This window comes from Citrobacter sp. RHBSTW-00944 (assembly GCF_013615435.1).
Taxonomy (GTDB): domain Bacteria; phylum Pseudomonadota; class Gammaproteobacteria; order Enterobacterales; family Enterobacteriaceae; genus Citrobacter; species Citrobacter braakii.
In genome coordinates this window covers 3704288-3725560 of the sequence record NZ_CP055418.1, presented here as the reverse complement: position 1 = coordinate 3725560, position 21273 = coordinate 3704288, and the positions used below count along the sequence as shown (strand labels likewise).

General features: G+C 52.4%; 21 protein-coding genes. 14 read left to right on the top strand and 7 right to left on the bottom strand.

Going from position 1 to position 21273, the window contains the following annotated elements; genetic code table 11:
• Nucleotides 1-8: 8 nt before the first annotated feature.
• Together HV334_RS17950 and HV334_RS17945 are read right to left on the bottom strand one after the other, a co-directional pair.
• Entirely contained in the window at nucleotides 9-467 is a 459-nt protein-coding gene (locus HV334_RS17950; protein WP_016152105.1) for an NfeD family protein, read from the bottom strand.
• Nucleotides 464-1381 carry an SPFH domain-containing protein gene (locus tag HV334_RS17945; RefSeq protein WP_016152106.1) on the bottom strand — a complete coding sequence of 306 codons (918 nt, stop codon included), beginning with the start codon at nucleotides 1379-1381 and terminating at the stop codon, nucleotides 464-466. The genes HV334_RS17950 and HV334_RS17945 overlap by 4 nt, the downstream gene beginning before the upstream one ends.
• Nucleotides 1382-1515: 134 nt before the next feature.
• On the opposite strand from HV334_RS17945, the gene fetA reads away from it, so the two are divergent.
• Nucleotides 1516-2193 (top strand): iron ABC transporter ATP-binding protein FetA, encoded by a 678-nt coding sequence (fetA, locus tag HV334_RS17940; protein WP_181220731.1) that lies wholly within the window; start codon nucleotides 1516-1518, stop codon nucleotides 2191-2193.
• A complete protein-coding gene (gene fetB / locus HV334_RS17935; RefSeq protein ID WP_016155894.1) occupies nucleotides 2180-2959 on the top strand; it encodes an iron export ABC transporter permease subunit FetB in 780 nt (259 codons plus the stop codon). The genes fetA and fetB overlap by 14 nt, the downstream gene beginning before the upstream one ends.
• Nucleotides 2960-3037: 78 nt before the next feature.
• Here fetB and HV334_RS17930 read toward each other — a convergent pair whose 3' ends face one another.
• Genes HV334_RS17930 through tesA form a run of 3 tightly spaced genes read right to left on the bottom strand, consistent with a single transcriptional unit; the run spans nucleotide 3038 to nucleotide 5376 of the window.
• The gene (locus HV334_RS17930) at nucleotides 3038-3892 is read right to left on the bottom strand and encodes a co-chaperone YbbN (protein WP_181220730.1); all 855 of its coding nucleotides are present in this window, start codon (nucleotides 3890-3892) and stop codon (nucleotides 3038-3040) included.
• A gap of 58 nt (nucleotides 3893-3950) precedes the next feature.
• Nucleotides 3951-4721, bottom strand: a complete 771-nt coding sequence (locus tag HV334_RS17925; RefSeq protein ID WP_019076196.1) for an SDR family oxidoreductase — start codon at nucleotides 4719-4721, stop codon at nucleotides 3951-3953.
• Nucleotides 4722-4749: 28 nt separating this feature from the next.
• On the bottom strand, nucleotides 4750-5376 hold the full coding sequence (gene tesA / locus HV334_RS17920) for a multifunctional acyl-CoA thioesterase I/protease I/lysophospholipase L1 (RefSeq protein WP_101700628.1): 627 nt from the start codon (nucleotides 5374-5376) through the stop codon (nucleotides 4750-4752).
• Here tesA and ybbA point away from each other — a divergent pair.
• From ybbA to HV334_RS17890, 6 genes are all read left to right on the top strand, one after another.
• Complete coding sequence (ybbA, locus tag HV334_RS17915) at nucleotides 5344-6030, top strand: putative ABC transporter ATP-binding protein YbbA (RefSeq protein ID WP_181220729.1); 687 nt, start codon at nucleotides 5344-5346, stop codon at nucleotides 6028-6030. The two genes, tesA and ybbA, sit on opposite strands and share 33 nt — an antisense overlap.
• The gene (ybbP, locus tag HV334_RS17910; protein ID WP_181220728.1) at nucleotides 6027-8441 is read left to right on the top strand and encodes a putative ABC transporter permease subunit YbbP; all 2415 of its coding nucleotides are present in this window, start codon (nucleotides 6027-6029) and stop codon (nucleotides 8439-8441) included. Before ybbA ends, ybbP begins: the two co-directional genes overlap by 4 nt.
• A 186-nt stretch (nucleotides 8442-8627) precedes the next feature.
• Nucleotides 8628-9761, top strand: a complete 1134-nt coding sequence (locus HV334_RS17905) for a porin (RefSeq protein WP_016152115.1) — start codon at nucleotides 8628-8630, stop codon at nucleotides 9759-9761.
• 245 nt (nucleotides 9762-10006) lie between these two features.
• A complete protein-coding gene (locus tag HV334_RS17900) occupies nucleotides 10007-10837 on the top strand; it encodes a MetQ/NlpA family ABC transporter substrate-binding protein (protein WP_016155899.1) in 831 nt (276 codons plus the stop codon).
• A gap of 62 nt (nucleotides 10838-10899) precedes the next feature.
• Nucleotides 10900-11916, top strand: coding sequence for a virulence-associated ABC transporter ATP-binding protein SfbB (gene sfbB, locus HV334_RS17895; protein WP_181220727.1), 1017 nt, complete (start codon nucleotides 10900-10902; stop codon nucleotides 11914-11916).
• Entirely contained in the window at nucleotides 11909-12568 is a 660-nt protein-coding gene (locus HV334_RS17890) for a methionine ABC transporter permease (RefSeq protein WP_003831085.1), read from the top strand. The genes sfbB and HV334_RS17890 overlap by 8 nt, the downstream gene beginning before the upstream one ends.
• Here the strand turns inward: HV334_RS17890 and mnmH are convergent, their stop codons facing one another.
• Both mnmH and allS read right to left on the bottom strand, forming a co-directional pair.
• A complete protein-coding gene (gene mnmH / locus HV334_RS17885; RefSeq protein ID WP_181220726.1) occupies nucleotides 12569-13663 on the bottom strand; it encodes a tRNA 2-selenouridine(34) synthase MnmH in 1095 nt (364 codons plus the stop codon).
• 69 nt (nucleotides 13664-13732) lie between these two features.
• On the bottom strand, nucleotides 13733-14659 hold the full coding sequence (gene allS / locus HV334_RS17880) for an HTH-type transcriptional activator AllS (protein ID WP_181220725.1): 927 nt from the start codon (nucleotides 14657-14659) through the stop codon (nucleotides 13733-13735).
• A 227-nt stretch (nucleotides 14660-14886) separates the two neighbouring features.
• Here allS and allA point away from each other — a divergent pair, with 227 nt between their 5' ends.
• The 6 genes from allA (at nucleotide 14887) to HV334_RS17850 (ending at nucleotide 21217) form a co-directional block, all read left to right on the top strand.
• Complete coding sequence (gene allA, locus HV334_RS17875) at nucleotides 14887-15369, top strand: ureidoglycolate lyase (RefSeq protein WP_181221920.1); 483 nt, start codon at nucleotides 14887-14889, stop codon at nucleotides 15367-15369.
• Between the two features lie 75 nt (nucleotides 15370-15444).
• Complete coding sequence (gene allR / locus HV334_RS17870) at nucleotides 15445-16266, top strand: HTH-type transcriptional repressor AllR (protein ID WP_249415028.1); 822 nt, start codon at nucleotides 15445-15447, stop codon at nucleotides 16264-16266.
• 84 nt (nucleotides 16267-16350) lie between these two features.
• Nucleotides 16351-18132, top strand: coding sequence for a glyoxylate carboligase (gcl, locus tag HV334_RS17865; RefSeq protein WP_181220723.1), 1782 nt, complete (start codon nucleotides 16351-16353; stop codon nucleotides 18130-18132).
• A 12-nt stretch (nucleotides 18133-18144) separates the two neighbouring features.
• Complete coding sequence (gene hyi / locus HV334_RS17860) at nucleotides 18145-18921, top strand: hydroxypyruvate isomerase (RefSeq protein WP_104651327.1); 777 nt, start codon at nucleotides 18145-18147, stop codon at nucleotides 18919-18921.
• A gap of 98 nt (nucleotides 18922-19019) precedes the next feature.
• On the top strand, nucleotides 19020-19898 hold the full coding sequence (gene glxR, locus HV334_RS17855; RefSeq protein ID WP_181220722.1) for a 2-hydroxy-3-oxopropionate reductase: 879 nt from the start codon (nucleotides 19020-19022) through the stop codon (nucleotides 19896-19898).
• Between the two features lie 68 nt (nucleotides 19899-19966).
• Nucleotides 19967-21217: an MFS transporter gene (locus HV334_RS17850; RefSeq protein ID WP_181220721.1), complete on the top strand. Its 1251-nt coding sequence runs from the start codon at nucleotides 19967-19969 to the stop codon at nucleotides 21215-21217.
• The last annotated feature ends 56 nt before the right edge of the window (nucleotides 21218-21273 follow it).

Here is a 21273-nt window from a genome sequence, read left to right as displayed (position 1 = left end):
CTGTCTTTTCAGTGTGATACCGCTGTAATAATCAGGGTAATTCCCTCAACGGCAATGACTTCAACCTGCGTTCCGGCGCTCAAATCGTCGCGGGCGCTGACGGGCCATGAGCTGTCGCCGACGCGCATATGTCCGCGGCCATTGACCAGGGCGGTTTCCAGAATAAATCGACGGCCAACCAACTGCTGCCCGCGCTGGTTAAGATGGCTGTCGGCGGGTTTCTGATCTTGTACACGCCTTGCCAGCCACTTCCACCACAGCCAGGCTGCCAGTAGGGTGAGTACGGCGAACATCGCCCCCTGCCACGCCCAGTCAAGCGGGATGAGCCACACCACCAGGCCGGTAATCACCGCCGCCACGCCGCTCCACAGCAGATAGCCGTTACCGCCCAGCATCTCGGCGGCGAGTAGCAAACCACCGAGGCTGAGCCAGAAGATGTGCGGGTGCACCAGAATCATCGCTATCATGATTTTTTCCGTTCGCTGGCGCTGTCTTTCACCAGTTCGGCGATCCCGGCAATGGACCCCATCAGGCTGCTGGCATCCAGCGGCATCATCACCACTTTGCTGTTATTCGACGAACCGATGTGCTGCAGCGCTTCGGTGTATTTCTGCGCCACGAAGTAGTTCACGGCCTGAATATCCCCAGCGGCAATGGCCTCCGAAACCATCTGCGTCGCGCGGGCCTCGGCCTCTGCGGAACGTTCACGCGCTTCAGCCTGTAAAAATGCCGACTGGCGTTCACCTTCCGCTTTGAGGATTTTCGACTGTTTCTCACCTTCGGCCTTGACGATTTCTGCCTGACGGATCCCTTCCGCTTCAAGAATATAGGCACGCTTGGTACGTTCGGCTTTCATCTGCGCGTTCATGGCGTCGATAAGTTCTGCTGGGGGACGCACATCGCGGATTTCAATACGGGTGATTTTGATGCCCCAGGGATTCGTGGCCTCATCAACGATATGCAGCAGGCGCGTGTTAATGTTGTCGCGCTGGGAGAGCATTTCATCGAGTTCCATCGAGCCGAGAACGGTACGAATATTGGTCATGGTCAGGTTGATGATCGCCAGTTCCAGGTTGCTGACCTCATAAGCCGCTTTTGGCGCGTCGATCACCTGAATAAAGCAGACGGCATCGATCGCGACGTTGGCGTTGTCTTTGGAGATGACTTCCTGAGAGGGGATATCAAGCACCTGTTCCATCATGTTGATCTTACGACCGATGCGGTCCATGAACGGTACAACAAGGTTTAAACCCGGTTGCAGGGTTTTGGTGTAACGGCCAAAACGCTCGACCGTCCACTGATATCCCTGCGGGACGATTTTGACGCCAGCACCGACGATGACCAGCGCGACAAAAATGAGAATAGGAATAAAAATGAGCATTGATGAAACCTCCTGTTGTGTTGTCCTTTACTGCCTCATTAGTCAAATTATACCCGATTTATCAGGGTGGGCTCCCCTATAATAAATTACAGGGATAGACTGTCTGCACGAAAGAGGTAAAAAAGGGATTGGTAATGGAAGAAAGCAGCATTCTGCTTCAGTTAAAAAATGTCGCATGGCAGGCAGGGGCGACGCAGGTTCTCAATAACATCTGTTTTAATCTCCGGGCCGGAGAATTTAAGCTGATTACCGGCCAGTCTGGTTGCGGTAAAAGTACGTTACTCAAGATTGTGGCGTCATTAATCAGCCCGACTGCCGGTGAAATTCTCTTTGAGGGCAAGGAGATAAACACTCTTAAGCCTGAAACATATCGCCAGCAGGTTTCTTATTGTGCGCAAACGCCCGCGTTGTTTGGTGACACCGTTTACGACAACCTCATTTTCCCCTGGCAAATCCGCGATAAACGTCCGGATCCGGATGTGTTTCTTGCCGATCTGGCCCGTTTTGAGCTACCCGAAACGATCCTTAAAAAAAACATCAATGAGCTGTCCGGCGGCGAAAAGCAACGCGTCTCATTAATTCGTAATTTACAGTTTCTGCCAAAAATCCTGCTGCTTGATGAAATTACCAGCGCGCTGGATGAAGCCAATAAACGGAATGTGAACGAATTAATTCACCACTATGTTCGCGATAAGAATATTGCTGTGCTGTGGGTGACGCACGACAAAGATGAAATTAATCATGCGGATAATGTCATAATCCTTCAACCGCACGCCGGGGAAATGCAGGAAGTAAGCAATGAACGAGCATAATATTACCAATGAATCACTGGCGTTAGCGATGATGCTGGTGGTGGTCGCGATACTGATCAGCAACAAAGAAAAACTGGCGCTGGAAAAAGATATTCTCTGGAGCGTTTGCCGGGCGGTGGTTCAGCTTATTATCGTTGGCTATGTGCTGAAATATATTTTCGGCGTTAACCACAGCATTCTGACCTTATTGATGGTGCTGTTTATCTGTTTCAACGCGGCCTATAACGCGCAAAAGCGCAGTAAATATATTGATAAAGCTTTTCTCTCGTCATTTATCGCCATCACGGCGGGGGCGGGGTTAACGCTGGCGGTGCTGGTTCTGTCAGGCTCTATCGAGTTTACCCCAATGCAGGTGATCCCAATTTCCGGCATGATTGCAGGCAATGCGATGGTTGCGGTAGGGCTGTGTTACAACAATCTGGGGCAGCGGTTTAACAGCGAACAGCAGCAAATTCAGGAAAAACTCAGCCTCGGTGCGACGCCGAAAGTGGCCTCCGCGCCGCTGATTCGCGACAGTATTCGCGCTTCGCTGATCCCGACGATCGATTCAGCGAAGACCGTGGGACTGGTGAGTTTACCGGGGATGATGTCCGGGTTGATCTTTGCAGGTATTGATCCGGTAAAAGCGATTAAGTATCAGATTATGGTGACGTTTATGCTGCTTTCGACCGCCAGTCTGTCAACCATTATCGCCTGCTACCTGACCTATCGGAAGTTCTATAATTCACGTCACCAACTGGTGGTGACGCATTTGAAAAAAAACTAATGGAGTACCGGATGGCGCGGGCCTACGGGGAGATTGTAGGCCCGATTAGCGCAAGCGCCATCAGGCAAATGCAGCGGATTAGTACAACAGCGCGTACAGCTGGCGGCGGTATTTCGAGGCCAGCGCATCGCCGGTGCCCAGTGCGGCAAGGATCTCCTGGAAGGTTTTACGCGCCTGACCGTCGGCTGCAGTGAGATCTTTCTTCAGGTGACTGAACAGCAATTCCAGTGATTCCTCGTTACGTCCGACCTGGTGTAACTGAATGGCCAGTTGAGTTGCCAGCGCCGCATCCTGTGGATTGCTGGCGACCTGCTGCTGCAACTGTTGGATTTCAGGCGTATCAGCCGCCTGCTTCAGCAGTTCGATCTGTGCCACCAGGCCCTGATAACGGGTGTCCTGATCCTGCAACGGGATAGTTTTCAGTACCGCTTCGGCTTCGTCAGAACGGTTCAGGGCGATTTGCGTTTCCGCCAGCAGCAGGCCAATTTCGCTGCTCTGATTGGAGATCTGCCATGCTTCTTTCAGCAGCGGCAGCGCATCAGCGTGATTGCCGGCTTCGATGAACTCGATCGCCTGGCGCGCTTTCAACTCTTCTTCGCTCGGTAACACTTTCTCCAGCAGCGCGCGAATAATTTCTTCCGGCTGCGGGCCCTGGAATCCATCTACCGGCTGACCGTTCTGGAACAGATAAACCGTGGGGATCGCGCGCAGACCAAACTGGGAGGCGATCATCTGCTCGGCGTCGCAATCTAACTTGGCGAGAATAAACTGACCGTTGTACTGAGCAACAAGGCTCTCCAGTACCGGCGTTAATTGCAGACAATGCTGGCTGCGCTCAGACCAAAAATAGAACAGGACCGGCGTGGTCATCGACTGTTCAAGGGTCTGCTGGAGGTTCGATTCGTTAATGTTAACAATATTCTGTGTGGACATGGAGTTACTCTCTTTTGTCGATTTCTTGTTACATGGGGGCTGACGCGCGTGCTTCAACTCAACCGTGTAAAATTTTGTCCATTATGCGGCCTGGCAACAGGCGCTTCAGTAGCATAACTGCCCAGGTCACCAGCGTAACCGGATAACGCAGCTTTGGTTTGTCGCTCTCAAACGCATGACGCACTTTGGCGACAACCGCTTGTGGCCCCAGCGTAAAACGCGCGGCAATTCCGGGGTTTTCCACGGGAGCATCGCTCTGGGTCTGGTTGACGTTTTCGGTAAAGCGGGTGCGAATAGGGCCAGGCTCAATCAGGCTGACCTTAATCCCGCTGTGGCGCAGCTCCATACGCAGCGCGTCGGACCAGGCTTCCAGCGCATATTTGCTGGCGGCATAGGCCCCGCGCCCCGGCGTTGAGATCAATCCCATTACCGACGAGGTCATCACAATTCGTCCTTCGCCGTGGGGTAGCATGGCAGGTAACAGGCGCATGGTAAGCTGATGTGCGCCAAAGAAGTTGGCGGAAAACTGCTGTTCCATCTGCTCGCGGCTGATGGTGGGCAGTGGGCCATAGACGCCGTATCCGGCGTTGTTAAAGATCCCATACAAACGATTATCGGTCAGGGCGATCACCTCATCAGCCGCGCGATCTACGCTCTCGGGTGAATCCAGATCCAGCAATATGCCGGTGAATCCCATGCTGTTCATACGCGCCACATCGTCAGGTTTGCGACAGCCTGCCAGAATTTGAAAACCCTGGCGCTTTAGCTCAAGCGCGCTTTCCAGACCGATTCCGCTGGAACATCCTGTTATTAAGACCGATTTTTGCATAACTTTACCTGTCAGGATCTCCGTTGTTTTACGAGTCGTGATTTACTAGAGGAGTGAGATGTTGCGCCATCCAGTCGGCAATAAACGGCTGGGCGTCACGGTTAGGATGAATACCATCATCCTGCATCCACTGGGGTTTCAGATAAACCTCTTCCATAAAAAAGGGCAGCAGAGGTATATCAAACTCTTTGGCGAGTTTTGGATAAATCGCGCTAAAGCTTTCATTATAACGGCGACCGTAGTTTGCCGGCAGACGAATTTGCATCAGCAGCGGTTCGGCATTTGCTGCTTTCACATCCTGCAGAATCGTGCGCAGGGTTTGTTCGGTTTGCGCAGGCGAAAAACCGCGCAGACCGTCGTTGCCGCCAAGTTCGACCAGCACCCAGCGCGGCTGGTGCTGCTTCAGTAATGCAGGCAGACGGGCCAGCCCCTGCTGCGAGGTGTCGCCGCTAATACTGGCATTCACCACCGGCGTTTTGGTTTGCCATTTATCATTAAGTAGCGCAGGCCACGCGGCGCTGGCGGACATACGGTATCCGGCGCTCAGGCTGTCACCCAGAATTAATAACGTGTCCGCTGCGGCGGCGCGGAAAGTTAACAGGACCAGGAACAGGAAAGGCCAATGCCAGCGGAAAACATTGTTGAAGTTCATCATCTTAAGAAATCCGTCGGTCAGGGTGATCATGAGCTATCCATCCTTACCGGAGTTGAACTGGTTGTCAAACGCGCCGAGACCATTGCGCTGATTGGCGAGTCGGGTTCAGGAAAATCCACGCTGCTGGCGATCCTCGCCGGGCTGGACGATGGCACCAGCGGTGAAGTCAGCCTGGTGGGGCAGGCGCTGCACACCATGGATGAAGAAGCCCGGGCACAGCTGCGGGCGCGACACGTGGGTTTTGTCTTCCAGTCATTCATGTTAATTCCGACCCTAAACGCGCTGGAAAACGTCGAGTTGCCCGCGTTGTTGCGCGGTGAAAACAGCGGAAAAAGTCGCGACGGGGCAAAAATGTTGCTGGAGCAACTGGGGCTGGGAAAACGTCTTGATCATCTTCCGGCCCAGCTTTCCGGTGGGGAGCAGCAGCGCGTGGCGCTGGCGCGGGCGTTTAACGGTCGCCCTGACGTGCTGTTTGCCGATGAACCGACGGGCAATCTGGACCGCCAGACCGGAGACAAAATCGCCGACCTGCTGTTTTCTCTGAACCGGGAACATGGCACCACCCTGATTCTGGTGACCCATGATTCTCAACTGGCGGCGCGTTGCGATCGGCGTTTACGCCTGGTGAACGGACAGTTGCAGGAGGAGGCATGATTGCACGCTGGTTCTGGCGCGAATGGCGCTCGCCTTCATTACTGATTGTCTGGCTGGCGCTGAGTCTGGCCGTGGCCTGCGTGCTGGCGCTGGGTAATATCAGCGATCGTATGGAAAAAGGGCTGAGCCAGCAAAGCCGTGAGTTTATGGCGGGAGATCGGTCGCTGCAAAGTTCGCGTACCGTGCCGAAAGCGTGGATTGACGAGGCGCGACAGCGTGGCCTGAAAGTGGGCGAACAGCTGACCTTTGCCACTATGACCTTTGCCCGGGATACGCCGCAGTTGGCGAACGTCAAAGCGGTGGATGATGTGTATCCGATGTATGGCACGTTGCAAACCAATCCGCCGGGACTGAAACCTCAGCCTGGCTCGGTGCTGCTGGCTCCGCGTCTGATGGCGTTGCTGAACTTAAAAATCGGTGATTCCATCGATGTGGGTGATGCCACGCTGCGCATCGCTGGGGAAGTGGTGCAGGAGCCGGACGCCGGTTTTAATCCGTTCCAGATAGCGCCGCGCCTGATGATGAACGTGGCGGATGTCGAAAAAACGGCGGCGGTCCAGCCGGGGAGCCGGGTGACCTGGCGCTATAAATTTGGCGGGACACCGCAGCAACTGGAAGCCTATGAAAAATGGCTGCTCCCGCAGTTAAAGCCTGAACAGCGCTGGTATGGGCTGGAGCAGGATGAAGGGGCGCTGGGGAAATCACTGGAGCGTTCGCAACAGTTCCTGCTGCTGTCGGCGCTGCTAACCCTGCTGCTGGCGGTCGCTGCGGTTGCCGTGGCGATGAGCCATTACTGCCGCAGTCGTTACGATCTGGTGGCTATTCTGAAAACCCTTGGCGCGGGCAGAGCACAGTTGCGCAGGCTGATTGTTGGTCAATGGCTGATGGTGCTGGCGCTGTCTGGCGTGACCGGAGGGTTATTCGGGCTGTTGTTTGAACGCGTGCTGGTGGTATTACTTAAGCCGGTACTGCCCGGCGAACTGCCGCCTGCCAGTCCCTGGCCGTGGCTATGGGCATTAGGCACCATGACGGTCATTTCTCTGCTGGTGGGGTTACGCCCTTACCGTTTGCTGCTGGCGACTCAGCCACTGCGGGTACTGCGCCGTGACGTGGTGGCAAACGTCTGGCCGCTGAAGTTTTATTTGCCGGTGGTATTGATAGTCGTGATTGCCCTGCTCGCCGGACTGATGGGCGGAAGCCCGCTGCTGTGGGCCGTGCTGGCCGGAGCGGTAGTGCTGGCGCTTTTGTGCGGGGTGCTCGGCTGGATGCTGCTCAACGTGCTGCGTGGCCTGACGCTCACCTCGCTGCCGCTGCGTTTAGCGGTCAGTCGGCTGTTGCGCCAGCCGTGGTCAACGCTCAGTCAGCTGTCGGCATTTTCGCTTTCCTTTATGTTGCTGGCGCTGCTGCTGGTACTGCGTGGCGACCTGCTCGACCGCTGGCAGCAGCAAATGCCGCCGGAAAGCCCGAACTATTTTCTCATCAACATTGCCACCGAACAGGTGGTTCCACTCAAGGCTTTCCTGGCTGAGCATCAGGTGATCCCGGAATCGTTCTATCCGATTGTGCGGGCGCGTCTGACGGCGATCAATGAGAAGCCGACCGAAGGCAATCACGATGAGGCGCTGAACCGTGAGCTTAATCTGACCTGGCAGGATACCCGACCGGATCATAACCCGATCGTTGCCGGAAGCTGGCCGCCAAAAGCGGGCGAAGTCTCGATGGAAGAGGGGCTGGCGAAACGGCTGAACGTCAAACTTGGCGATCGGGTGACCTTTATGGGCGATACCCAGGATTTCAGCGCCACGGTCAGCAGTCTGCGCAAAGTGGACTGGGAAAGCCTGCGCCCCAACTTCTTCTTTATCTTTCCCTCCGGCGCGCTGGACGCTCAGCCGCAAAGCTGGTTAACCAGCTTTCGCTGGGAGAACGGCAATGGCATGCTGACGCAGCTTAACCGCGAATTCCCGACTATCAGCCTGCTGGATATTGGCGCAATCCTCAAACAGGTGAGCCAGGTGCTGGAGCAGGTGAGCCGGGCACTGGAGGTGATGGTGGTGCTGGTTACCGCTTGCGGTATGTTGCTGCTATTGGCGCAGGTCCAGGTCGGAATGCGTCAGCGTCATCAGGAACTGGTGGTCTGGCGCACGCTGGGCGCGGGTAAGAAGCTATTGCGTACCACGCTATGGTGCGAGTTCGCCATGCTCGGAATGGTCGCCGGACTGGTGGCTGCCATCGGCGCGGAAACCGCACTGGCGGTGCTGCAAACCCGAGTGTTTGATTTTCCGTGGGAGCCAGACTGGCGACTGTGGGTCGTATTGCCGCTTTGTGGGGCATTGTTGCTCTCGTTATGCGGCGGATGGCTCGGTTCACGTCTGCTAAAAGGCAAAGCGCTGTTCCGTCAGTTCAGTAGTTAATTCATATTCGTGATGATTACGCACCGGTTTTTTAAACCGGTGCGTTTTTTATCTATGTAGCACAAATTGATAACTCATTGATATTTAACAGCACAGAACAATAAAAACCCGACAACACGAGTGTATTAATAAACGTTAATATTTGTATGCTGAATAATTGGCAGGCTATCTATCAAGGTACAAATAATGACTATAAAAAAAACGGCGCTGGCGGTATCGATCGGCGCAGCAGTGGCATTAACGACGTTCGCCTCCCAGGCGGAAATCACGGTCCTGAAACAAGATCCACAGGCGGGCAACCCGCTGAGCCGTCTTAACTTCACCGTTGGCGGGAGTATTCGTCCGCAGTTCCAGAATATGGCCGGTGATGATGGTAAGAATGGCTACAAACGTAATGGTTTCGACGGCGGGACGCGTTTCCGCTTCGCCGCTGATTACTATCTGTTTGATGACATCAGTTGGGTGAGTTATTACGAGCTGGGCGTTAACTTCCCGGCAATGTTCAACTGGGATAATCACTATGCTAACGGCGCCAACGATACCACGCGTCGTATGTTGTACACCGGTCTGAAGAGCGCGACCTGGGGTACGCTGACCTTCGGTCAACAGAACAGCATTTACTATGATGTGGTTGGTGCGAAAACGGATATCTGGGACTACGACATGATCGGTCAGGCACCAGGTAACGGTATCAATGGCGACTATGACGGTTCCTATCGTACGCGTAAATCACTGAAGTATAAGAAAACGGTTGGTGATGTTGATCTCTACGCATCTTATCTGTTCAGCGATGATTACAACCCGAACAACGGTCTGCGCTACAAGCGTAAAGGCGGTGGCTCGCTGGGTGTGGATTATCACATCACCGATGACCTGACCTGGGGTACGGCGTGGAACTACACCCGCGCGGAAATGCGTGGCGACACCAGCAAAACCTACGATCAAAACATCGTCGGTACCGCGCTGAGCTGGAAACCGGACAACTGGACCTTCTCGATGGGCGGCGGTTGGTATCAAAACTTCATGACCACCAAAAAAGTCTCTGTTAACGATTACTTTGCCGGTGATGCCTGGGGTCTGGAATACTTTGCGGGTTACACCTTCCCGGTTGGTCAGTATGCGCTGAAATCCGTTCAACCCTACGTTATGGGCGACCGTATTGAATACGTGAATGGTCGTAACTACCTGCGTACCGACAATGGTGTGGGTATCAGCTTCCAGCTGGACTACGGTTTCCGTGTGGATTACGAACACGTCTTCACCTCCAGCACCGACAATCTGGGTGATATGAACCTGGTTCGTCTGCGTTACGACTTCTAAGTCAATTTCCCTGCCAAAACCGGGTAACCAGAAGGTTATCCGGTTTTTTACTATCCTTTGCTGAAAAACACATTAGTACCTTCAACGTACATTCAACGACATATCCCGCAACATCATGAAATAATTTCAAGGACAGCAGGTTGTGATCTGTGTCATGTTAACAATCAGCCTGTTAACAGGCCAACAAGAACAACGCCGCAAGAACGGCGTGAGACATGACACCACAACGTTAAAATGGAGAAATTATGGGATTGCGTCAGAGTTTACGCGTCGCGACCGGAGCGCTGTTACTGGCCTGTGGATTACAACTTGCTCATGCGAACAGTGACCCGCATACCATCGTGTTTGGCGTCGCACCTGGGCCGTACGGCGATATGGTGAAACAGGCCATTGCCCCTACGCTGAAAGAGAAAGGCTATAAGGTAGTGGTGCGCGAATTCAGCGACTACGTGCAGCCGAACATGGCGCTTTCCAACGGCAGTATTGATGCCAACTTGTTCCAGCACTCGCTCTACTTTGACAAATTCACCGCTGATAAAGGACTGAAGCTGAGCAAGCTGATTGTGGTCCCGACGGCCGGGATGGGTTTTTACTCACATAAAATCAAAAGCCTGGATGAGTTAAAAAAAGGGGATGTGATCACGCTTTCCAATGATCCAACCAATCTGGCTCGCGGTCTGCGTTTCCTGCAGTCTATTGACCTTATTACCATCAAAGACACTATCGATCCGACTAAAGCCTCTGAGCGCGATATCGCCAGCAACCCGAAAGGGCTGGTGTTTAAACCGCTGGAAGCGGCACAACTGCCGCGTACCCTGGACGGTGTGACCGGCGCGCTGGTCAACGGTAACTTTGCCGTGGCGGCGAAACTGGATCTCGCCAGCGCCATCAAGCAAGAGCATCTTGACGAAAATCTGAAAAATATCATAGCGGTACGCAGTGAAGATGCGGATAAACCGTTCGCGAAAGATATTGTGGCGGCGGTGAAATCTCCGGCGTATCGCGCGGTGATCGACGATCCGCAAAATATTTACAGCGCCTTCCAGAAACCGGAATGGATGTCGGCAGCCCAATAATCGCTGCGCACAAGGTTAACAGGGGCAGCGGCGACTGCCCTTTTCGCATTTCTGAGGTGGCTATGATTGAGATAGAAAAGGTTTGCGTGGATTTTAGCGCAGGCCGTGGACCATCAACCCGGGCGGTTGATGACGTCAGCTTGTGCATAGGCGCAGGCGAGATATTTGGCATTGTCGGGACCAGCGGCGCGGGGAAAAGTACGCTGCTGCGCACCCTGAACGCCTTAACGCGACCAGGCCTGGGAAGCGTAAAGGTTAACGGCGTAGAAATTTCCGCGCTGGAAGGGGCGCAACTACGTAAAGCCCGTCAGCGTATTGGGATGATTTTTCAGCATTTTAATCTGATGCATACCCGTACCGTGGCGCAAAACGTCGCTTTCAGCCTGAAGGCTGCCGGATGGGAGCGCAGTAAAATTGGCCCACGCGTCAGCGAAATCCTGACGCTGGTGGGGCTGTCTGACAAGGCAAACCGCTTTCCTGTGCAGCTCAGCGGCGGGCAAAAGCAGCGCGTTGGTATTGCCCGTGCGATTGCCAATCACCCCGATGTGCTGCTGTGTGATGAACCGACCTCTGCGCTGGATCTGGAAACATCGGCCACTATTCTGGCATTGCTTAAGCAGATCAACCAACAGCTGGGGATCACGATCGTACTGATCACTCACGAGATGAACGTGATCAAATCGATTTGCGATCGTGTGGCGGTGATGTCCGGCGGCAAGGTGGTGGAGTCCGGTGAGGTGTTTGACGTTTTTGCTCACCCGCAGCACGCTTTCACGCAGCAACTGGTGTCGCATACCCTCAATCTGACGCTACCCGAACGCTTGCGCCAGCATTTGCCTGGCCAGTTGCTGAAAATTCTGTTCATCGGCGATTCAGCGGAACAGCCGGTGTTGTCTGAAGTCGCGGTTAAATTTGGTGTGGCGGTGAACATTCTGCACGGCAAAATTGAATATATCGGCGAGCGTGCGCTGGGGATTCTGGTGGTGCAACTGACCGCGCCGCATAACCCTTCTGCGGTGGATGTCGCCGTGGAACATATTCGTCAACGCACGGCACAGGTGGAGGTGATTCGTGGATGATTTATTGCCTGATTTGACGCTGGCGTTTAATGAAACCTTTCAGATGCTAAGTATCTCTACGGTGCTGGCGATTATTGGCGGTCTGCCGCTCGGTTTTCTTATTTTCGTCACCGACCGGCATTTATTCTGGCAAAACCGTTTTGTGTATCTGCTCAGCTCCGTGCTGGTGAATATCATCCGTTCGGTGCCGTTTGTGATCCTGCTGGTGCTGCTGCTGCCGCTCACCCAGTTTTTACTCGGAAATACCATTGGGCCGATTGCGGCGTCGGTCCCGCTCTCGGTGGCGGCAATCGCTTTTTATGCCCGTCTGGTCGACAGCGCACTGCGCGAAGTCGATAAAGGCATTATTGAAGCGGCGGAAGCCTTTGGCGCCAGCCCGATGCGCATCATCTGCACCGTTCTGTTACCTGAAGCGAGCGCGGGTCTGCTGCGTGGGTTGACGATAACGCTGGTGAGTCTGATCGGTTACTCCGCGATGGCCGGAATCGTTGGTGGCGGTGGGGTAGGCGACCTGGCGATTCGCTTTGGTTATTACCGCTATGAAACCCAGGTCATGATCGTCACCGTGGTGGCGCTGATTATTCTGGTGCAGGTCGTTCAGGTGCTGGGCGACTGGTTGGCGAAACGCGCGGATAAGCGCGACAGACACTGATCACTGTGCGTTAAGCCAGTCGGCAACGTCCTGCCATGTGCCGCGAAAGACGACTTTCGCGGCTTTCTTTTCCAGTTGATAACGATACATCGGGTCGTAATACTCGTTGAGCAACGGTACCAGCCAGCCCATATGGGCGTTGGTACTGCCCGTCGCTTGCTGTTCGCGCAGAGCCACGTCGAGCAGGGCGGTCAGCTCGGCAAAACGTTGTAAACCCAGACGGCGGCGAATAGCAAACAGGCCGTGGTGCAGATCCTCGCTATACTCCTGCCAGCCCTGACTCTCGCCATAAGCATGGGTAAAATCGTGGTGCATCCGCACGAAATACTCTTCGCGCAGTCGCTCCAGACGACGCTCAAAAGGATCCTCCACCACTGCAATAGATGCCTGGGTCATGCGTTCGCGCAGGCACTCAGGCAGATGATTAGCCCCGATCATGCGGCCTTCATCTTCCAGTACCCACAGACGCAGATCCTGACGGCTGTCGGTTCTGAGCATTTCGACCGCCAGCAGGTTTTCAAAACTCGCCTGACTTAGCTGCGGTTCAACGGTGCGACCAAACGAGGAACCGCGATGGTGCGCCAGACCTTCGAGATCCACACCGTTCGGCTGCTGTTGCACCAGCTGCGTTTTACCGTTCCCGGTACAGCCGCCAATTAAGACGATCGGCTTTTGCACTAATTCTTCAGTCAACTGAATCGCCGCCTGACGCAGGGCTTTGTAGCCGCCGTGTATCAGCGGGTAGTCAATCCCGGACTCGTGCAGCCACTGCTGCACAATGTGCGAACGCTGACCGCCGCGCGCGCAGCATAAATAACCCGCAGGATTTTGACGACAGGCATCCAGCCAGGCCTTCATACGTTGTTGGCGAGTCTCGCCGCAGACCAATTGATGGCCGAGCGTGAGGGCTGCCTCGGGTCCCTGACGTTTATAACAGGTACCCACGGCGGCACGTTCGTCATCGTTTATTAGGGGAAGGTTGATTGCGCCCGGCATTGCGCCTTGCAGAAATTCGACGGGGGCGCGTACATCGATTATAGGCGTACCAGCGAGCAAAATTGCGCGATAGTCCTGTGCTGTTTGTTTGTCTTGCATAGTAAAAAACGAAACCTCAAATCATCTTGCGTACTATTTTACGCGCCAAATGAGAGGATGACTTGATTTTCAATCGCGTGCATTGTTGAAAATTGCTAAAAATCCGGCGACTTCCGGTTTTCGCTGGGTAAACAGCGCCACAATATCTTCTACGGCCTTACCCGCGCCAAACTTATGCCACGCGAGGCTTAAGGGGGAAGGGGGACGCATGGTCGGGATGATACTGCTGACCAGTTGGCCGCTATCTAGTAACGGTTGGCAGAGCGGCTGCGGAACGAATCCAATACCCACACCCGCAAGATGCGCCGCAATCTTGGTTTCCATGTCCGGTACGATGATCTCCTTTTGACCGGGAAGACGCCATGCGACCCGTTTGGTCAGGGTCCGCGCGCTGTCCTCAATGTTAATTGCCGGAAAGCGGCGCAACTGCGCTTCCGTTAATGAGCCGCTGACGTCTGCTAGTGGATGATCCGCTGACATGACAAATCGCCACTGAACAGAACCCAAAGGATCGAGGGTAAAGGTGTTTGCCATCGGTTCCGTGCCGGTTACGCCGATAGCCAGCGAGAATCCTTCGTACAAGAGTGAATCCCATACGCCCATATAAATTTGCCGGGAAAAGTGAAACTGAGTAAAGGGGTAGCGGGCGTTAAGCCAGGATAACAGGCGAGCGACGGCTTCAGGGCTGTACAGCAGGTTGTTGACCACAATATTCACCTGGCGCTCTACGCCGTCATTCACTTGCTGTAATTCGCTGGGCATGCTGTCCAGCCAGGCGAGCCAGTCTTTTGCCTGGGAAAGAAGGTGAGAACCTGCGGCGGTTAACGTCACGCTTCGGGTGGTGCGAAAAAACAGCGCGACGCCGGTATTTTCTTCCAGAAGCTTAATGCGGTAACTGATGGTGGCCGTGGTTTTACACAAGCGATCCGCTGCCCGGGAGAAACTTCCCGTTTCGGCGACGCCGATAAAGGTACGTAGTGTTTCCGGGTCAAACATTTTCAGCTACTCCCTAAATGATCTTCTGCAAGCCTGATTTCTTGTTCTCTGATTTATAAGTATTTTTGCATAATGACCTTGTTTAAATTGTGGTCTAAATCTAGTTTTGGAAAATTTTTCCAATTTTTGTGTTGATGTTAAATCACGAAGGTTTTAGATTGCATGGTATTGAAGCCGCTAAGTGTTCTGACTGCGGTTCAGCGGAATTCAGTTACAAGGAAATGATGATGAAACTAGAGGTACTACCGTTAAATCAGCACGCGTTCAGCGCCTATGGCGATGTGATAGAAACTCATAAACGTGATTTTTTTCATATCAATGATGGGCTCGTTGAACGTTATCACGACCTGGCCAATGTGGAGATACTTAAGCAGGATCGCACGCTCATCAGTATCAACCGCGCGCAACCAGCCGCCATGCCGATTGTTGTGCATGAGCTGGAGCGCCATCCGCTAGGCACTCAGGCATTTATGCCTATGAATGGCGAAGCGTTTGTAGTGATTGTCGCGCTCGGCGAGGACAAACCTGACCTTTCCACTTTAAAAGCCTTTATCACCAATGGCCAACAGGGTGTGAATTACCACCGAAATGTCTGGCATCACCCGCTGTTTGCCTGGCAAACCGTGACCAATTTTCTGACCGTCGATCGTGGTGGTAGCGATAATTGCGATGTTGAAAGTATCCCGGCACATGAGCTCTGTTTTGCGTGACGCTATCGGCCTTCTTGCTTAATATGCGCATATTGTTCATTGTTTATGCTCATATTTTGGGCCGGAGTAAACGTAGTGGAGACGGAAGTAAGACGGCGCGGCAGGCCTGGACAGGCGGAGCCGGTTGCGCAGAAAGGCGCTCAGGCGCTTGAGAGAGGCATTGCGATTTTGCAGTATCTCGAAAGAAGTGGAGGCAGTTCGTCAGTTAGCGATATTTCCGGCAGTCTGGATTTACCGCTCTCCACGACTTTTCGCCTGTTGAAGGTTTTACAGGGTGCTGATTTTGTCTATCAGGACAGCCAGTTAGGCTGGTGGCACATCGGTTTAGGCGTATTCAATGTGGGCTCTGCGTATATTCATAATCGCGACGTCCTGTCGGTAGCCGGACCGTTTATGCACCGATTAATGCTGCTGTCAGGCGAAACGGTTAATGTCGCAATTCGCAATGGCACCGAAGCGGTGTTGATTGGTCAGAAGGAGTGCAAATCGATGGTCAGAATGTGCGCACCTTTAGGCAGTCGTATGCCGTTACATGCTTCCGGCGCGGGAAAAGCGCTGCTTTATCCGTTGATGGAAGAAGAGTTAATGGACATCATCGTGAAAACGGGTTTGCAGCAATTTACGCCAACCACGTTGGTGGATTTTCCTACTCTGCTGCGCAATCTGGAAATGGCGCGTGAGAATGGGTATATCGTCGATCACGAAGAGCATGTTATTGGATTGAATTGCATTGCATCAGCTATCTATGATGATGCAGGCAGTGTCGTTGCTGCCATCTCTATTTCGGGGCCCGCATCCAGACTGACGGAAGATCGTTTTATCAGTCAGGGAGAACTGGTACGGGATACTGCACGAGATATCAGTACGGCGCTGGGTTTAAAAACCCCCGTAGCTTAAGTCGCAACCCGCTCAGAGGAGCGGGACTTTTTTGGATCTTTTCAAAGTTGGAAAGTTTTTCCAATTAATAGAGGTAGAAAGAAAATGGCAAAAATGAGAGCCGTTGACGCGGCAATGTATGTGCTGGAAAAAGAAGGTATCACCACCGCATTTGGGGTTCCTGGAGCGGCAATTAACCCGTTCTATTCCGCAATGCGTAAGCACGGAGGCATCCGTCACATTCTGGCTCGTCATGTTGAAGGCGCTTCCCATATGGCGGAAGGCTATACGCGTGCGACGGCAGGAAACATTGGCGTTTGCCTTGGCACTTCTGGTCCGGCAGGCACTGATATGATCACTGCGCTGTATTCCGCCTCTGCTGATTCTATTCCAATTTTATGCATCACCGGTCAGGCCCCTCGCGCTCGCCTGCATAAGGAAGATTTTCAGGCTGTTGATATTGAATCTATTGCCAAACCGGTCAGCAAAATGGCGGTAACAGTGCGTGAAGCCGCACTGCTTCCCCGGGTTTTGCAGCAGGCATTCCATGTCATGCGCTCTGGTCGTCCTGGTCCGGTATTGATCGATTTACCTTTTGATATTCAGGTTGAAGAAATCGAATTCGATCCCGACATGTATGAACCGCTGCCAGTCTACAAGCCTGCAGCCAGCCGCAAACAGATTGAGAAAGCATTGGAAATGCTGATTCAGGCTGAGCGTCCGGTCATCGTGGCTGGGGGCGGGGTGATTAATGCTGATGCCAGCGAATTGCTGCAACGTTTTGCAGAATTAACCAACGTACCGGTAATTCCTACGCTGATGGGCTGGGGATGCATCCCGGACGATCATGAGTTAATGGCCGGAATGGTGGGGTTGCAAACGGCGCATCGTTACGGAAACGCCACGCTGCTGGCCTCCGATATGGTGTTCGGTATTGGTAACCGTTTTGCTAACAGACACACAGGCTCCGTCGCGAAATATACCGAAGGGCGCAAAATCATTCATATCGATATTGAGCCGACGCAAATTGGCCGCGTCCTGTGCCCGGATTTAGGAATCGTTTCGGATGCCAAAGCTGCGCTAACTTTGCTGATCGACGTTGCTCAGGAGATGCAGAAAGCCGGTCGTTTACCTTGCCGGAATACCTGGGTTGATGAATGTCAGCAGCGTAAGCGGACGCTACTGCGTAAAACCCACTTCGACAATGTCCCGGTTAAACCGCAGCGTGTTTATGAAGAGATGAATAAAGCCTTTGGTCGTGATGTTTGCTACGTCACTACCATTGGGTTATCGCAAATTGCCGCTGCGCAAATGCTGCACGTATTTAAGGATCGTCATTGGATCAACTGCGGTCAGGCAGGCCCTCTTGGCTGGACGCTGCCCGCGGCATTAGGGGTTTGCGTGGCTGACCCAACGCGTAACGTTGTTGGGATTTCCGGTGATTTTGACTTCCAGTTCCTGATCGAAGAACTGGCAGTGGGCGCACAGTTCAACATTCCTTACATCCATGTGCTGGTCAACAACGCCTATCTCGGCCTGATTCGCCAGTCGCAGCGTGCTTTTGATATGGATTACTGCGTCCAACTGGCGTTCGAAAATATCAACTCCAGCGAAGTAAACGGCTATGGCGTTGATCACGTCAAAGTGGCTGAGGGATTAGGTTGTAAAGCCATCCGCGTATTTAAACCTGAAGATCTTGCTCCGGCATTTGAACAAGCCAAAGCTCTGATGGCACAGTACCGCGTTCCGGTTGTGGTCGAAGTGATCCTTGAGCGCGTGACCAACATCTCTATGGGCAGTGAGCTGGATAATGTCACCGAGTTTGAAGAGATTGCGGACGGTGCGATGGATGCACCAACCGAAACCTGTTTTATGAAATACGAATAGAAGGGGTGACAGATGTTACGTTTCTCAGCCAATCTTTCCATGCTGTTTCTGGAATACAGTTTTCTTGAACGCTTCGATAAAGCGGCACAATCGGGATTTCGTGGCGTAGAGTTTATGTTTCCCTACGATTACGACATTGACGTATTAAAGGAAAAGCTGCAGATCAACCAGCTGGAGCATACGCTGCATAATCTTCCTGCCGGAGACTGGGCGGCGGGTGAACGCGGTATCGCCTGTATTCCAGGTCGCGAAGAAGAATTTCGCGATGGTGTCGCGGCGGCTGTTCGTTATGCGAAGGGGCTCGGCAATAAGAAGATCAATTGCCTGGTAGGTAAAACTCCTGCGGGGTTTTCTGCCGAACAGATCCAGCAGACGTTGGTGGAAAACCTGCGCTATGCGGCAAATATGTTAGCGAAAGAAGATATTTTATTGCTGATTGAGCCAATCAACCATTTTGATATTCCTGGATTCCATCTCACCGGGACCCAGCAGGCGCTGGCTTTAATCGATAGTGTCGGTTGCAATAATATCAAGATTCAGTATGACATTTACCATATGCAGCGTATGGAAGGGGAATTAACCCAGACCATGACTACGTGGGCAAATAAAATAGGTCATTTGCAAATTGCCGATAACCCTCGTCGTGGAGAACCAGGAACCGGGGAAATTAATTATGACTTTATTTTTAAGTTTATCGATAAATCAGGTTATGACGGTTGGATTGGTTGCGAATATAAACCATTGACCACCACCGAAGCGGGATTATCGTGGATTAATCAATATCGATAATTTTTAAGGAATTTCAGGTAACGCCATTTTTCCACCGTTCTGGAAGGGGATTGTGTTGCCTGAATTCGGGAAAACCGACAGAGATATAAGAGGTTAAAATGAAACTGGGATTTATTGGTCTGGGTATTATGGGTTCGCCAATGGCGATTAATCTGGCTCGCGTCGGACATCAATTACATGTCACGACCATTGGTCCGGTTGCGGACGAATTGCTGTCATTGGGGGCAGTTAATGTTGAAACTGCGCGTCAGGTAACTGATTTTGCAGACATCATCTTCATAATGGTTCCGGACACGCCGCAGGTGGAAGAAGTGCTTTTTGGTGAACACGGTTGTGCCAAAACCGCATTGCAGGGAAAAACCATTGTCGATATGAGTTCTATCTCTCCTATCGAAACCAAACGTTTTGCGAAACAGGTTAATGCGTTGGGCGGGGATTACCTCGATGCGCCCGTCTCTGGCGGGGAAATTGGCGCTCGCGAAGGTACCTTGTCCATTATGGTTGGCGGTGAGCCAGATGTATTTGCACGGGTCAAACCGCTGTTTGATATTCTGGGTAAAAATATCACGCTGGTAGGCGGTAATGGTGATGGTCAAACCTGTAAAGTGGCTAACCAAATTATCGTTGCCTTAAATATTGAAGCTGTTTCAGAGGCGTTAGTCTTCGCTTCGAAAGCTGGCGCGGATCCCGTTCGCGTGCGGCAGGCATTAATGGGGGGATTTGCCTCTTCTCGAATTCTGGAAGTACATGGTGAGCGTATGATCAAGCGCACCTTTGAGCCCGGTTTCAAAATTGCATTGCATCAAAAAGATCTCAATCTTGCATTACAAAGCGCAAGGGCTCTGTCATTAAATCTGCCTAATACAGCAACTTGTCAGGAATTATTTAATACCTGTGCCGCGAATGGGGGTAGCCAGTTGGATCACTCGGCCATGGTTCAGGCGTTGGAGTTAATGGCAAATCATAAATTATCATGATCATTCGTATCGCTGCGCTCACTGCAGCGATACATTTTAATCAGACACACTTTGGAAAGGTGCATGTCATGAGTGAAAAGAGAACATCCGGTATTGAATATTGGAAGAAGATCGTCGTCGTAATGAGTCTGGGTTGGGTAGCAATATGGATATATCGCACCGTGCTCACACCTATTTATCCTGAAATTCAGGCATCGCTGGGTAATGTCAGCAATGCTGAAATAGGTGCTATCGCCAGTTTTTATTTCTTCGCCTATTGCAGTATGCAAATTCCCTGCGGAATTCTGGTCGATAAGCTTGGCCAGAAAATTATGCTGATGTGTGGGTTTACGCTGTTTATTATTGGTACGCTGAGTATTGCAAAAGCCACTGGACTGGTGATGATCTATGCGGGTTCGTTAATGGCGGGAGCGGGTTGCGCCTCTTTCTTTAGTTCAGCGTATTCACTCTCTTCGGCAAATGTCCCACAGGCTCGTCGGGCACTGGCAAACGCCATTATTAATAGCGGCTCTGCAATTGGGATGGGGATCGGTTTAATCGGTTCCAGCGTGCTGGTAAAAAGCATGAGCATGGCCTGGCAAAATGTGTTGTTCCTGGTTGCTGCCATTCTGGTGGTGATGCTGTGCATATTCACTTTGGTTATCCGTGGTAAGGCAAAAAATGAAGTACCTGCTGCAGATCAGAAAATTCAAACGGTAACGGCATCAGAAGAGAAGAGCCCGCCGCTGTTTTCGGGTCTGTTATGTAGCGTGTACTTCCTCTACTTCTGTACCTGCTATGGCTATTACCTGATCGTGACCTGGCTCCCGTCTTATCTGCAGACTGAACGAGGATTTGATGGCGGTGCGATTGGGGTAGCCTCGGCGTTAGTCGCCGTGGTGGGTGTCCCTGGCGCATTATTCTTTAGCCATCTGTCCGATAAGTTTCGCAACAGCAAAGTCAAAGTCATTCTTGGTCTGGAAATCATGGCCGCCGCAATGCTGGTATTTACGGTGTTGTCGCCGAATACTACCATGTTGATGGTCAGCCTGACTCTGTACGGTTTATTGGGAAAAATGGCGGTGGATCCGATTCTGATCTCCTTTGTTTCTGAGCAAGCGTCATCAAAAACGCTGGGCAGAGCATTTAGCCTGTTTAACTTCTTTGGCATGAGCTCAGCTGTTATTGCGCCAACATTAACCGGATTTATTTCTGATTTGACGGGCTCTAAAGAAATAAGCTTTGTTATCTCCGCCTGTCTGGTTGTTACCGGAACGCTTATTTTTGCGGCCGTCACATTATATAAAAAGAAAGCGACGACAGTCATTGCTTCAGCATAAAAATATAATTAAAACTATTTAACTTATTTTCTATTGTTTTTGTTCCGCATAGCTAA

Excerpts from the sequence above, each read along its gene's own strand:
- HV334_RS17950 (WP_016152105.1), bottom strand. The coding sequence starts at position 467 with ATGATAGCGATGATTCTGGTGCACCCGCACATCTTCTGGCTCAGCCTC.
- HV334_RS17945 (WP_016152106.1), bottom strand. The coding sequence starts at position 1,381 with ATGCTCATTTTTATTCCTATTCTCATTTTTGTCGCGCTGGTCATCGTC.
- fetA (WP_181220731.1), top strand. The coding sequence starts at position 1,516 with ATGGAAGAAAGCAGCATTCTGCTTCAGTTAAAAAATGTCGCATGGCAG.
- fetB (WP_016155894.1), top strand. The coding sequence starts at position 2,180 with ATGAACGAGCATAATATTACCAATGAATCACTGGCGTTAGCGATGATG.
- HV334_RS17930 (WP_181220730.1), bottom strand. The coding sequence starts at position 3,892 with ATGTCCACACAGAATATTGTTAACATTAACGAATCGAACCTCCAGCAG.
- HV334_RS17925 (WP_019076196.1), bottom strand. The coding sequence starts at position 4,721 with ATGCAAAAATCGGTCTTAATAACAGGATGTTCCAGCGGAATCGGTCTG.
- ybbA (WP_181220729.1), top strand. The coding sequence starts at position 5,344 with ATGCCAGCGGAAAACATTGTTGAAGTTCATCATCTTAAGAAATCCGTC.
- tesA (WP_101700628.1), bottom strand. The coding sequence starts at position 5,376 with ATGATGAACTTCAACAATGTTTTCCGCTGGCATTGGCCTTTCCTGTTC.
- ybbP (WP_181220728.1), top strand. The coding sequence starts at position 6,027 with ATGATTGCACGCTGGTTCTGGCGCGAATGGCGCTCGCCTTCATTACTG.
- HV334_RS17905 (WP_016152115.1), top strand. The coding sequence starts at position 8,628 with ATGACTATAAAAAAAACGGCGCTGGCGGTATCGATCGGCGCAGCAGTG.
- HV334_RS17900 (WP_016155899.1), top strand. The coding sequence starts at position 10,007 with ATGGGATTGCGTCAGAGTTTACGCGTCGCGACCGGAGCGCTGTTACTG.
- sfbB (WP_181220727.1), top strand. The coding sequence starts at position 10,900 with ATGATTGAGATAGAAAAGGTTTGCGTGGATTTTAGCGCAGGCCGTGGA.
- mnmH (WP_181220726.1), bottom strand. The coding sequence starts at position 13,663 with ATGCAAGACAAACAAACAGCACAGGACTATCGCGCAATTTTGCTCGCT.
- allS (WP_181220725.1), bottom strand. The coding sequence starts at position 14,659 with ATGTTTGACCCGGAAACACTACGTACCTTTATCGGCGTCGCCGAAACG.
- allA (WP_181221920.1), top strand. The coding sequence starts at position 14,887 with ATGAAACTAGAGGTACTACCGTTAAATCAGCACGCGTTCAGCGCCTAT.
- gcl (WP_181220723.1), top strand. The coding sequence starts at position 16,351 with ATGGCAAAAATGAGAGCCGTTGACGCGGCAATGTATGTGCTGGAAAAA.
- hyi (WP_104651327.1), top strand. The coding sequence starts at position 18,145 with ATGTTACGTTTCTCAGCCAATCTTTCCATGCTGTTTCTGGAATACAGT.
- glxR (WP_181220722.1), top strand. The coding sequence starts at position 19,020 with ATGAAACTGGGATTTATTGGTCTGGGTATTATGGGTTCGCCAATGGCG.
- HV334_RS17850 (WP_181220721.1), top strand. The coding sequence starts at position 19,967 with ATGAGTGAAAAGAGAACATCCGGTATTGAATATTGGAAGAAGATCGTC.